The organism is Peribacillus loiseleuriae (genome assembly GCF_001183985.1).
Lineage (GTDB): Bacteria > Bacillota > Bacilli > Bacillales > DSM-1321 > Peribacillus > Peribacillus loiseleuriae.
The window spans coordinates 2362456-2376258 of the sequence record NZ_LFZW01000001.1 but is presented as its reverse complement, the minus strand read 5'-3'; the positions used below and the strand labels follow the sequence as shown (position 1 = coordinate 2376258).

At 36.8% G+C, this 13803-nt stretch carries 9 protein-coding genes and 2 pseudogenes; 2 read left to right on the top strand and 9 right to left on the bottom strand.

From position 1 onward, the window contains the following. Positions 1–104: 104 nt before the first annotated feature. Entirely contained in the window at positions 105–1445 is a 1341-nt protein-coding gene (locus AC625_RS11065) for an aminotransferase-like domain-containing protein (RefSeq protein ID WP_049681336.1), read from the top strand. Between the two features lie 294 nt (positions 1446–1739). On the opposite strand, the gene AC625_RS11060 is transcribed toward AC625_RS11065, so the two are convergent. Then, positions 1740–2504 (bottom strand): hypothetical protein, encoded by a 765-nt coding sequence (locus tag AC625_RS11060; RefSeq protein ID WP_049681335.1) that lies wholly within the window; start codon positions 2502–2504, stop codon positions 1740–1742. Then, positions 2497–3009 (bottom strand): sigma-70 family RNA polymerase sigma factor, encoded by a 513-nt coding sequence (locus tag AC625_RS11055; RefSeq protein ID WP_245644985.1) that lies wholly within the window; start codon positions 3007–3009, stop codon positions 2497–2499. The genes AC625_RS11060 and AC625_RS11055 overlap by 8 nt, the downstream gene beginning before the upstream one ends. A gap of 354 nt (positions 3010–3363) precedes the next feature. Here AC625_RS11055 and AC625_RS11050 point away from each other — a divergent pair, with 354 nt between their 5' ends. Then, entirely contained in the window at positions 3364–3714 is a 351-nt protein-coding gene (locus AC625_RS11050; RefSeq protein WP_053178072.1) for a TraX family protein, read from the top strand. A 23-nt stretch (positions 3715–3737) separates the two neighbouring features. On the opposite strand, the pseudogene AC625_RS25760 reads toward AC625_RS11050, so the two are convergent. From AC625_RS25760 to AC625_RS11010, 7 genes and pseudogenes are all read right to left on the bottom strand, one after another. Next, a pseudogene (locus tag AC625_RS25760) lies at positions 3738–5071 on the bottom strand (IS3 family transposase). Positions 5072–5828: 757 nt separating this feature from the next. Then, positions 5829–6560, bottom strand: a complete 732-nt coding sequence (locus AC625_RS11035; RefSeq protein ID WP_049681333.1) for a GntR family transcriptional regulator — start codon at positions 6558–6560, stop codon at positions 5829–5831. Positions 6561–6881: 321 nt separating this feature from the next. Next, positions 6882–8280 (bottom strand): annotated as a pseudogene (locus tag AC625_RS28185) (aldehyde dehydrogenase family protein). Between the two features lie 355 nt (positions 8281–8635). After that, complete coding sequence (locus AC625_RS11025; protein WP_049681332.1) at positions 8636–8902, bottom strand: phosphocarrier protein HPr; 267 nt, start codon at positions 8900–8902, stop codon at positions 8636–8638. A gap of 139 nt (positions 8903–9041) precedes the next feature. Then, positions 9042–10925 carry a PTS fructose transporter subunit IIABC gene (locus AC625_RS11020; RefSeq protein ID WP_049681331.1) on the bottom strand — a complete coding sequence of 628 codons (1884 nt, stop codon included), beginning with the start codon at positions 10923–10925 and terminating at the stop codon, positions 9042–9044. Between the two features lie 103 nt (positions 10926–11028). Beyond that, positions 11029–12120, bottom strand: coding sequence for a mannitol dehydrogenase family protein (locus tag AC625_RS11015; protein ID WP_049681330.1), 1092 nt, complete (start codon positions 12118–12120; stop codon positions 11029–11031). Further along, positions 12120–13781 (bottom strand): alcohol dehydrogenase catalytic domain-containing protein, encoded by a 1662-nt coding sequence (locus AC625_RS11010; protein WP_049681329.1) that lies wholly within the window; start codon positions 13779–13781, stop codon positions 12120–12122. Before AC625_RS11010 ends, AC625_RS11015 begins: the two co-directional genes overlap by 1 nt. Positions 13782–13803 lie beyond the last annotated feature (22 nt).

The following is a 13803-nucleotide window of genomic DNA, read 5'->3' as shown; positions in this document are numbered from 1 at the left end:
CTTATATTGATCCGGCCGGTACCATTATCGTAAGAGATAATAATAACCTTTACGATATAAAAAATACACATCTGTACCGATACAGATGTGTAAGGAGGTTTATGATGCTTAAATATGAATCAATCTATCAATCACTTCTGATGCAAATTCAGTCTGGTAAATTTTCGACCGGTGCAAAATTACCATCCATTCGAAATTTAACACACCAATATTCTTGTAGTAAAAGCACGGTATTGACTGCTTTAAAGAAATTGGAGGAGCAACATATTATTTATGCTCTACCGAAAAGTGGTTATTATGTTGTGGATAATCACGTCTTCAAAACCCCATTGTCCACTGACATAATTGACTTTGCAAGCGCATCTCCTACTTGGCATGCATTTCCTTATAAAGAATTTCAACACTGCACAAATAAAGCAATTGATACCTATCAAGAAGAATTATTTCGCTACGGAACGCCAAAAGGTTGGCCTCCACTCATAGCAGAAGCTAAAAAACTGTTAGAATCTTACCAAGTATTCACGCATAACGAACAGATTTTCATCACTACAGGTGTTCAACAGGCTCTTTCTTTATTAAGTATTATGCCCTTTCCAAATAATCGTTCCACCATTCTAGTTGAACAACCTAGCTATCATTTATATATGGATCTGCTGAAAACCTTACAGCTTCCAGCAATAGGAATTCAACGTACCGCGAAAGGTATTGATTTAGGTCGACTAGAACAAATATTTCATGAAGAAGATATTAAATTTTTTTATACAATGCCACGCTTTCATAATCCTTTAGGATCTTCATACGGTAAAAAAGAAAAAGAGGCTATTTTACAATTAGCACACCAATATAATGTATACATTTTAGAAGATGATTATTTAGTAGATTTTGAATACAATCCAAAGCATGATCCTCTTTTTACTGATGATTACCATGATAAAGTCATCTATTTAAAAAGCTTTTCAAAAATTATGTTTCCTGGGTTAAGAGTTGGATTGGCGGTTCTTCCTCCTTCAATTATTGACATTTTTCAAAAATACAAAATGACAACGGATATCGACAGCTCTATGATTTCACAAGCCGCATTATATCTCTATTTGAAAAATGGTATGTTTGAACATAATAAAACGAAAGTCAGTAACATCTATCATGCACGTGCGAAAATTCTACATCAATCAGTACAAGATCATTTACCTACCTACGAATCAACATCAGAAATTGTAATGCATAGTCATATTGTGTTGCCCAAGCGTGTGAATTTGAAATCATTTGTTTATCATTTGCAAGAAGAAGGCATATATCTGGATTCAGTTGAAAGAAATTATTTAGATGACTTTTACCACGAACGGATTTTGAAGTTGAATGTTTCAAATGTTGACGCCTATCGAATTGAAGATGGAATTAAGAAAATTGCAAGTGCATTAAAAAATCCCCAAAACTACTTTTTATAATCTTTCAGTAAGGCAAAACTATCCTTATTTCGAAAGCATAAAGGGTGAGGGATATTATCATGACTAATATCCCTCACCCTTTTACTCTTGTCTAATACATTCATCTTTATTTTTTGTCTCATGGCTCCTATAGTATTATAAGATAGCTCAGCGCCATATCCTTATAAGGGGCAATTGCGTAATAGGGTAACTGAAGCTTTTAACTTTACTACTTTTTATAAAGCGGAATTTTTATACAAACCCTGTAACGAAACTCATAATTTTTGTTACGCAAACATACTGGGCTTAGTAGGATTACTTCACGTTGAACTTTGATTGAATATCTTTCTTCAGCCTTTCTTTGAACGCTTTCTCATTTGTGTTTGTTGGAATGTCCTGTGCATCGCCGCCATCAAGGTTGAACTTACCGTTGTTCATATTGATAACGCTATAGCCACCCATGCCATTGTTCTTCAGGAACACGATATAACGCCTGCCTTGCTTCATCTCGCGGTATTCCTCTACTGTAACTTTTGTTTGTTGTTTGTCAGCTTCTGTAATGATACTAACCGGTTCATTTACTTGCATTTGTGAGCCAATGTTCATTCCTTTAGGCTGCTTGATTATGTGCTCGACGTTTAGATTTGTTAGCGTATAGAAGTCTTGGATGGCGCCGTCTTCGAACTTCGTCGAGCGATGCTCGCGGTTAGCAAAGTCATCTATGGGGGATGCGACGAGAATAATATCAGCGCCTTGGCTGAGCTTGTCCACCGTTTCATACACAAAATAATTAGCTTCAATATCAACCGTACGAATGCTGTCCGTTGCTGATTCAGTGACAGCAACCGTATTTTGATCAGGATTAGGTGTTGTACTATTTTTAATAAAATTATTATTAACTAAAGAGAATATTCCAATAGATACAAGTAAACCAGCAGCTACAACGATGCCTTTTACATTATTTCTTTTTCTACTTCTTTGCCTTTCGTTCTTCGCTTTTAAAATGCCCATTTCACTTCTCTTATGAAGTTCTTTTGGGATATCAATTTTATCAACCTCTTGTTTTATTTTATTACTCATTAACACCATCTCCTTTCAAATATTTATTTCTAAGTTTCTTTAAAGCTCTATATAAAACTGATTTTGCGGTTCCCATTGGCATATCTAACAGCTCAGCAATTTCTTTAAAGGTATGATTTTGATAAAACCTTAAAAGTACAACACTTTTTTCTTCCACTTCCAAACCATCTATCAAGTCTTGTAGTGATAAAGTAAGAGGAATATCTTCTTCTTCTTCGGTTTCTATAAACTCCTCGTATTCTGATCTTATTAGAACCACCTTACTATTTTTTTTTATTAAATTGATTGCACAGTTCATCGTAATTTTCATCAGCCAGGTTTTAAAATATTCTGGTTTTTTCAATGTATCTATCTTTTTAAATGATTGATATGCTACTTCTTGAACTACGTCTAAAGCATCTTCTTTGTTTTTGACATATACATAAGCCATTCGATAAATATCTACTTCATATTGTTGGAAAAGCGTTAAAAAGGCTTCGCCGTTCCCTTTTTGAGCTTTTTTCACTAATCGTATAATAGTAGTTCCCCCCTCTCTTTTTTGTGCTACCTATATTAGACAATTGAAAGTTCAATTTGGCTTAAACTTTTTTGATTTTTTTATAAATAAATAATCGCCTAAAATAAAGGACAATTTAATGAGTATTAATTTATCATCTGAAGAAGAGGTTTTTTGAATGTATGATTTTAGTTATTTTCGTACATTCAATTTTCCCCTTTTCTAGTATTTTCAATGGCTGCTTTGGATGCATCCGAACCTGGATCACCCGGAGCATCATGTACAATGATAACTATAAAGAATGAACAAAAACTCCAAATAGGAGGTTTTGTTTGCCTTTTATAAGAGTGAGGGAATATTTAAATGACTACTACATTACTTAAATTAATCACATTAGTTTCTATGTTTATTGATCACACAGGGCAATTCATCCCTGGTACTCCAGAATTTTTAAGATGGATTGGCAGGTTGGCTGCCCCAATTTTCGTATATTGTGTTGTTTTAGGATACAAACATACATCTAACAGACGGAAATGCATGTTACGTTTGTATTTTTCAGGAGTTGCTATGGCCTTTATTAATTTAGGTGTTAATATTGCCTATAGTTCAACAGGGGAATTTATCACAAATAATTTCTTTGCAACTTTATTTGTAATTGTTCTAGTAATTTATATATTGGATAAAAGACAGGTAAAACTGAACTGTAACCCATAATATGGACAGTTTAATAAAAGGTCCTATGCTGCAATTAGATGATCTCGGTACTGAACCGGGGTCATCTTTTTCAATTCCCACTGGTAACGACGATTGTTATACTCCTCGACATAAGAATCCACTATATGTTTTAATTCATTTAAACTACTACATTCTTTATAATCGACTTCATCTTTAAAATGGCCAAAGAACGATTCCATTGGAGCATTATCCCAACAATTACCCTTACGAGACATGGATTGTGTCATTCTTAGTTTCTTTACTTTCTCTTGAAAGAGGGGATGAGTGTAATGGAAACCCTGGTCCGAATGCAGGTTAGCTCCTGGATGAAAATGTCTCTGTGTAGTTTCATTAAGCTTTTCCAAAGTTTTATAAACAATATCCATTTCTAAAGAAGTGGACAGATAATGGGCGAGTATTTCATTTGTGCTGCCATCTTTAATACAGGATAAATCGGCTTTTTGTCCATGCGCATAATACAGATAAGTGATATCCGTTAATAACACTTTCCCTGGCTCTTCTTGATTAAATTCACGATTTAAGAGGTTAGCGCGTGTCCCATGTTCTTGTGTTGCTTTTGCCATTTTCTTATAAGGCTTTGCCATTCTAACCTTTGTACTAAGTTGATATGTACGCATTAACCGTCTAATTTTCTTCTGATTCATTACAACATAATAATCATTTTCTAAAATCATTTTAATTTGTAGTGCCCCTACTTTTTGTTTTTTCTGATTGAAAATATATTGGATTCATTTAATGTCCTTTTGATCCTCTTCATCTTTACGTTGGCGAATCGAGACTGCCTTTAACCAAGCATAATACCCACTTTTACTTACGCCAGCTAGCCCACATAGAAAACTTACTGAGTTTTTTAATTGGTGTTGACGAATGCTTTGCTCGATAAGTTGATATTCCTCTGATCGTGTTAATAACGTTTTTCCCTCAACGCCTGCCTTTCTAGATCCTCTAGCTTTTTTAAGAAGTCATTTTCAGCTTCTAAGAATTTTATTCTGGCTTCAGCCTTTTTGAGCTTTTCTTCAGCAGATAGTTCCTTTGATGAAGGGCGTCCTGTACTGGATTTGCCTCTACGATCTGACTGAAGCCCAACTTCACCAAATTTCTCAAAGGTGTCGCGCCACCTTTGAAGACATCTTTTTGGTTGGTTTTTACCGATCAACTCAAGATTAAAACCATTTTCGATAAAGATTTGAGAAAGTAATTTTCCACTTCGTTATTCCATTGCAGCCTTTACTTTGAATTCAGGAACATAAGATATAGAACGTTCAGAAACACGTAAAACGTTAGGATTCTTCTCTAACTCTTTAATTTGAAATTCCGTAAATAGGTTCTTACTCATGTAAATCCTCCGTCCACAATAATTGCTTTTATTATAAACGGGTTTTCTGTCTTAGGACATAGAAAAACCCGAATATATGGCACTTTTTTATAAGTGTCCATTATTCGGGTTACAGTTCATATCGGCAAAGGCTCCTTTTTTGACGTGTTTCTTCTATTTATCTTTGCTACTAACTCGTATGTATCCAAATTTTCGAACGTCCATTTAAAACTCCTTCATTTTGGTTCTTTTTCTATTATTCTATCAAAAATCGTTCATAAAAGTATATATAATTAAATGAACGTTCATAAATTAATTTTAAAGTTTTACGAACGCCAATATTGACAGTTTTCAAACAAAAAACACCCGTTCATAAAAGTCTACTTTTTTGAACGGGTGTATTCTCTAAGAAGGGGTAATGCCAGCGTAGCCGACACCACTCCCGTTAGTAGCTTTACTAATATTTAATAAAGACTCCTGTCATCCAAATACTGTTTAAGTATTTGGATGACAGGAGTCTTTGCATTCATTCAACAAGGGGTGAAGTCTGTCCAAAGTGAGATTGAATTTATACATAAATTATTTGGAGTAGCTTCATAATTCATAGATGAAAAGGATATTGAGATTCTATGTTTCTAACAGGTCATATTTGCACCAGAACCACCTTTTCTCTATTTTCACTTGAAAACCTTAACCAAATCCCCCCTAAGTAGGATTATTAGTCCAACCTAAGGGGGTCACTTCAACTCCATAACTGCGGGGTAATGCGTTTTCGTTTTCAACTAAAATCAATATAATATCTGTATTGACTACCAATATAATAACACTCGCTATATTCTCTAAAATTACTCTCTTTCTGACTTGTCATCCTAACACGTTTTAATACTGGTTCGTTATTAATACCAAGTAACTTCTGAGCCTCACTTGGAGCCAACACCGCTTCAATATATTCTTTCTGTTGATCAATACTGATACCAAATTGGCTTAAATATTCATAAAAAGAGCCATAATAATCATTACTGTCAAGCGAATATTCATGCGTAAAAGGAATTGCACTAACAAAAAACGCAAAAGCAATATTTTCGGTGCCGCGCAGACGCTTAAGCTGCAACACTTCATCCCCAACATTAATCTCCAAATGTTTTGCTAGTGTTTTGTTTGCTTTAATAATACCTACCTCAGCAAAGAGCGTTTCTGCTTTTTTCCCGATTTCTTTCATTTCATTGGTAAAACTGCGTACAAATGTAATATGATTATTTTCCGATTCCTCCCCGTCCCCCACAAAAGTTCCTTTTGCACGTTCCCGGTAAAGTAAATTTTTACGGACCAACACGTCAATTGCTTTTCTAACAGTAATACGGCTAACCTTGTATAACTCGCACAGCTCAAGCTCAGGCGGGATTTGATCGCCTACCTTCCATTCTTCCGTTTGTATTTTAAAACGCAAATCATCTGCTATTTGCGCATATAACGGTTGGGCTTCATTCATTTTGTTTAGTTTCCGCACCATTTCTAGTCGTCCCTCACTTTAATGTATTATTGTCATTACATTAAATGATACCATAGAAATCCCGTATTTCCAATTCAAAACTAAGCAAAGACGATTTAATCAATAAAATTAATCAATTATAAGGAGGTTTAAACGATTGGACAAACATATTCACTGTTCTATGTAAGGTATAATGAGTACTACTTTGTTCTGTGTAAATTTCTCTTTAATCAATACCAGCAGCTATGTGGCTTATAATAAAAGGAGACTACTAAGTAAATATACTAGTATGATTGATAAGAGTTCAGGGTAGACAAAGTGGGTATTTCTTTCATCCATAAATTAAATAATAGTTTCGATTACTCTCGAATGTTTAACACTGTTTTTTTCACGTGTCATTGATTCAATGCTCTTACAGATTCCTTGTGCACCCATGCCTGTTCCCTTTTACACCGATAAACGGGAAATGGTCTGGTCCGCGTTCAGTTCGTCCATTTATTTGCACCGTTCCTGTTTCAATCTTATTGGCAATTGCAAATGCTTTATTAATGTCTTTTGTAAACACACTTGCTTGCAATCCAAACTCAGACTTGTTAGCAAGTTTAATCGCTTCTTTATCAGAAGATACACGTATAAAAGGAGAGGATAAATTAAGTTGTGTTCACGCTTGTTTCCTATTACAAGTGTTGCGCCTTTTTCGAGGGCATCATCGATTAAACCTTGGACAAAATCTGCTGGTTGCTCATCAATTCACGGAACAACCGTGCTACCTTCTTCTGGAGAACCTACTACTAATTTTTCATTCTCACCTTTTAAAATACCTACAAGCTCGTCCGCTACACTCTCATGCACAATACTCGTTTAATAGTAGTGCAACGTTGACCTGAATATGAAAACGCACCGCTGATAATTTGTTTTATAGTTTCTTCCAGATCTGCGTTTTTACGGACAATCCCAGGGTCTTTTCCACCAAGCTCAAGAACAAGTGGGATCATCGCGATTTTTTTCTCTAAATGTTTACCTGTGATTGTTCCCCCTGTGAATGAAATCATATTAATTCCTTTATGCTCGACAAGGTAATCCCCAATCACAGAATCCCGTCCTGTCACCAAGTTTACAATCCCTTTTGGGAGTTGTGCTCTGTAAGAGCCTCAATCATTTTAATCCCACTAATTGCCCCTTGTGTACAAGCTTAAAGATAACTGCATTACCTGAAATCAATGCCGATGCCAATTTTGCTGCTGCTAGGTTTACCGGGTAATTAAACGGAGAGATCGCTAATACAACTCCTAAAGGTACACGGTCAATAATGGCGATCTTCGTTTTTACCCCTCCAGGGAAACTGTCTCCCTTCATACTTTCACCGTGCATATGTAGTGCTTCTTCTACAGTGTAACTAAATCAGCAGTCCGTACAACTTCGTTTTTTGCATCCTTAAGACTTATGCCGACCTCTTTCATAATTATTGCAGCGATTTCATCTTGCATATTTACTAATTCAACTGCCATTTATACATAAACTTTGCTCGTTCTTGAAGTGAGGTTTCTGCCCATATTTTCTATTCCTGTTGAGCAAAATGAACTGCCTGATCAACCTCTTCAGTCGTAATCGCCTGTACTTTTCCAATCATTTCATCAATATAAGGTGAAGTGATTTTAATTGTTTCACTAGACTTACTTTCTCTTCACTCCCCATTAATATAAAAATAATAAGCTGGTAAAGATAATACGTTTGTTGACATAATAATTCCTCCTTTTAATAATGTGTATATTCTTAAAAGGAGGAATTATCAGTCTCTTTGTTTTAAAAAAATACCTTATAATACTATATAAAAGGCAGTTTTCATATTAAATTTCGCCAAACTCACATAAAATGCAGAAAAACTCTCTCACTCGTTAGAGTCATTAATCAATTTAATTTATTCTCTTATTCAGCCACCTTTAACGACACCTAATGATATGTGGACTACTACACTCATCACCATTTTAACCAAACTTAAAATGGATGGGCTATATGGCCTTGATATATTAGGAAACACGTTGGTTCATACTGTCTGCAGCCATCGTATACAGCAATTCCTAAAATATCTTTTGTGATTATTCTGCTAATCCCGCTTTCTTTAAAGAATCTTCTAATGATATAATGGCTTCTTTTTCAGCTGATCCTTCAGCCGTAATTTTGATTACCGCATCTTTTGGAATACCTAAAGACATTACGCCCATAATTGATTTTAAATTTACTGATTTACCTTTGTATTCTAAGGTGATATTGGCATCAAATTTGCCTGCAGTTTGTACTAAAATTGTCGCTGGACGAGCGTGAATTCCTGACTCATCAATAATTTTGAATGTTTTGTTTACCATGTTAGATCATGCTCCTAGTTTTAAATTTTAAATTATGAAAGAGAAATAAGTCTTAAATATTATCTCTTGTATTCTTATAAAAATAATATTAATGTCATTGTCTTTATCAATTTTACGTCGTTGATGGTTCTAAACCTATTTAAAGATTCACATTCTCTTCTGGGCGGTCTCGTTTAAGTATCAAGATTAAGAAAGTTGATATAGCAACACCAACTATTAGTGCAACAAGAAAGAGAATTGGGTGTCCGATCACTGGAATTACGAAAATTCCTCCGTGTGGCGCTGGACTGGTAACATTGAACACCATTGCTAGTGCACCAGCGACACCCGAACCAATCATCAAGGAAGGGAGGATAATAAACGGGTTACTGGCGGCAAATGGAATCGCTCCTTCTGCGATAAAGGACAAACCTAGAACGTAATTAGCTTTTGCAGCCTCGCACTGGGATTTAGTGAATTTTTTCTTAGAGATTGTAGCAGCAACAGCCACAGCTAGTGATGGTACCATACCACTAGCCATTGCGGCGGCCATGATGTAGTAATTTCCGCTAGTAAGTGCGCCGACACTAAATAGGTAAGCGGCTTTATTGATTGGCCCACCCAAATCTGCAGCGAGCATTACACCAATGACAACTCCAAGAATGACTTTATTGGTTGTTCCAATATTATCGAGGAATGTGGCAATCCACTGATTGATTTCCCCCATGAAAGGATTCAACAGTGCAACGGTCATAACGCCGACAATGAAAATACTTAGAAGCGGGAATAGTAAAACAGGTTTAATTCCTTCCAATGATTTAGGTAAGCCTTTCAATGCATATCGTAAGAATTTAATCGCATAACCAGCTAAGAAACCAGTAACAATCGCTCCAAGGAACCCACTTCCACCAGTATTTGCAAGATATCCACCCACAAGTCCCGGTGCAAGTCCAGGGCGGTCAGCAATCGCGTAGGCAATGAATCCGGCCAGGACAGGAACAAATAACGTAAAGGCAGCACCACCAATTTTGCTGAACATGGCTGCTATTGCATTATAGGAGGGATCATCCGGATTGGCTGCGTTGATACCCCAGAAGAACGATATCGCAATCAAAATACCACCGGCGACAACAAGTGGTAACATGTTGGAAACACCGTTCATTAGACTGGCATAGATGCCAGGTCCTCTTTCTTTTCCATTTGATATGCTTGCCGATACTTTTTCATTGCTGTTGGAAGCATTGAATGGTGGAGCGATTAATGCTGCATTAATAGTTTTTTCTGGTTCTTTAATTCCTTTAGAGACGCTAGTTATATAGACCCGTTTTCCAGCAAAACGATCAGTACTAACTTTTATATCTGCAGTAATAACGACAGCACACGCGTTCTCGATATCTTCTGCTGTCAGCTGATTTCCGACACCAACTGACCCATTTGTTTCGATTTTTACATCATAGCCCATTTCTTTGGCTGCTTTTTCGAGCTTTTCAGCAGACATATAGGTGTGAGCAATCCCTGTCGGACAAGCAGTAACACCGATAATGAGCCCTTTACTGGCGAGCTTTTCTGCTGTTTTTTCAGAGGCTCCTTCTTTGCTTGTTAATGTGGCAATGACCTCTTCTTTTGTTCGCGCTTTCATAAGTGAATTTCGAAAATCGTCATCCATCAGACAACGAGAAAGTTCAGCAAGGATCTTCAAATGTTCATCAGAAGAGTCTTTTGGAACAGCAATCATAAAGACAAGTTGTACTGGTTCACCGTCCAAAGAGTCATAAGCGATGGGAGTATCAGAGCGTAAAAATAGCAGTGTCGGATTTTTCACGATATCACTTTTTGCGTGTGGGATAGCTATACCATTACCGACTCCTGTTGTCGAAAGTGCTTCTCTTTCTTCTAAGGCAGCCCGAAAAGAATCACTATCTTTCTTATCGATTGCTTTAATTTCAACCATTTTGTTTACTAGATTATCAAATAATGACATTTTATTAGTAGGATTTTGAGATAAAATAATGTTAGATGTATCAATGAATTTTGAGATTTTCATGTTTATTACCTCCACGTTTTAATTGTAAACCAGAAAAACTGTGCTTGGTGCTTGGGTGTTACTAACTTCCTTCCTATGCCCTATGCAGTAACACCCAAGCATTTTAAAGGTACTTACTTGCCAAACGATAAATTTCTGTACCATATTCCCCTTTTTTCCAAAGCTTTTCTAATTTTGGTTGGAGTGTTTCGCCAGTTTCATGTGTACTAGCTTTGATTAAGTCAACTAAAACGGAAATGCTATCTTCGACATCTTCGCCAAGCTTCATAAGTTCAACAATCGGCCATAAAAAGCGCTCTTCCAAAGTCATTTTCGCCCATAAATTCCGTGCCACAGTCAGAAGCTCACGCTCAATCCCATTATTTGATAGTCGTTTTCTATAGACTTCTTGCCATTTTATCAGCTCATTTACCCTGTAATCGTATTTTTGAACTAGTAAGGATTGAAAACTATTAAAATACGGATATAATGTCTGCTGGATTTCAGGATCGATAATTGCCTCATGTAGATAAGTTTTTCCTTTTGCGAGTGCCAAGAAGGCAGATGCGTCTGCGAAAGTATTGACCATCAGCCGTTTTCTAGCAAAAGCGCCTTCTAAATCGACAATTGCTGGAATAAGTTCAATATTCGTTTTCGAGAGTTGTCGCTGATCAACAGAAAATTCATAAAAATTTTCTGTCATTGCAGTCAAGTTATCCGGCCAAGAAGTAGCGCAAATCCGGTCAACTACAGTATCTGGAATCGTTAAATAAGGTATAATTTCACGGTTGTTTTCTTTTTCCAACCCTTTCAATATCTCTTTAAAAAATTGTCCTGCATGCTCAATGTTTTCCGCACAGAGTATGACTTTTTCTTCGCCAGGCTGAAGTAATTCTAGTAGTGTTCGACCAATATGAATCAAGTTTTCTCGGCGGACAGAAGTGGTAATCACATTTGCTTCACTTAAATAACATTGCAAGGACTCTTTGTCAGCAATTGGTGAAACTGCGGCTTTTACTTTAACAAATCGATGTTGTTTGTCGTTTTCAACATCCGTATTAAAAAGTGGGTAGCCTCCTTCGCGATTGATTTCTGCAATCAGCTTCTCATCGACATCGACAAGGACAACATCATAATTGCTTTCTTCGAGTAAAGGAACGACCAAGCCGCGTCCCAATGCTCCTGCGCCAAAGTGAACTATTGTTTTTGTCGTCATTACGCATTCCCCCGATTTTTATATAGTTCAAATAACATTTCTTCACATTTTTTTGACCAGCCGCTTTTACTTGCTTCTTCAGCTAGCATGCCATCGATTTTTTCAAGTTCGCGTAAATCTGTTAGTGGCAGATCTGATAATGTTGGATAGATAACCACTTTTCCTGCATATACACGGTCCTGAACTGCCTGAATTCCATCTTTTGTAGCATATAAACCACCAATTGCTGCAATATTAATGTCTGGATTAATTTCTCCAGTTTCCATTTTTTCAATTACGGACAATTGATCTTGCACGCTTGAGCCACTGCTTGCTGTAATCGAAGCGTTGTGAGATGCAACCAAACCAAATGGCAAATTTCCAAAATTACCATAACTCGTACCGGCAAAAAGAACAAGCATACCGTCATCTGCTAAAAATTCTACCACTTGATTTACGGGTCCTACGCCAGGTGCGCAAACAACAATATCGGAAGCGCCGTTTTCTCCTAGATGTTTTCGAATTTCCGCTTTATAATCTTGACACTCATCGAGTGCGATAACAATTAGTTCTATACCTTTTTCCCGAGCTTTTTCTCCAAAGATTTCTTCGAGCGATGTCAGTCGATTTTTAGTTCTGTTAATTACGATAACACGTTTCGGTCCATTTTCATGTAGTAACGCACGCATCGTATGAATTCGGCCCATCGCACCGCCACCCCCAGAAATCAGCAAATCTCCGCCAGGTTTGTAATCATAACGATATTTCGCTGGGTTTAGCGCATCAGAAAGTTTTTGGGTAGGAGCGCCGATTAAATTGACTTTATTGTAGTGCACTTTAGCAATATCCGCCTTAACATAACGAGTCGCTTCATCTTCCGGTAACCAGCAAAGAATCGCTTTCTCGGCCATATGCTCCGTCAATTTAATCATTTCCTCATTACCCGCATTTCCCACAATAATAATGTCATTGAACAACATTTCTGGAATTCCCTTAATTATGGTAACATCAGCCCCATCCACCTTCACCTTACTTCCGGCATTATTACCAGGGTCAAAAAGCTGTACTTGCTGAGTTTCAAAGTAATAATCTAGCGTAAAATCTTTCTGAATCCCTGCGTCAATATATATTAGTAAGGTGCCATTTTCTTGAAACGATTGTCGGGAATGTTGGATAAAAGCTGCTTCCACACATGCAAATGGTTCAGTTTGTGCAACCGACGCATATGTGAATTTTTCATTGACAGGAAAAGCACAACTACCGTTATCCGAAGTGAAAACTTCCGAACTTAGCAAAATATATTCCGCCATACCTCCAGTGACATTAACACCAATACAAAACCGTTCGCCTCGCATATATACATCTGGCTGTATGCCAAACCTTTTTCCAACAGGCCAATCTTGTACCATTTTTCCCCCTGGTTGCACAACTGTTAAAGACAATTCATGGCCTAATCGGGCAGGATTCTTATTAAAATCGCGATCTTTAAATAGCGGATAATCATTCCCCATATTAATCATCTTCACATCTGAAGCACAAATGGTTACAGCATCTACTCTTGCTAAAACTTCTTTTGGACCAGGTTCCGGCATTTTTTCTTTTATTGGTGCGTCATTTACCCCAAACGAGTTTAAACCTTTTCCATAATAGGGCCAATAGATATTTTTTTCCGGTAAGCTCATAGAATAAACCCTCCTTCAGCTA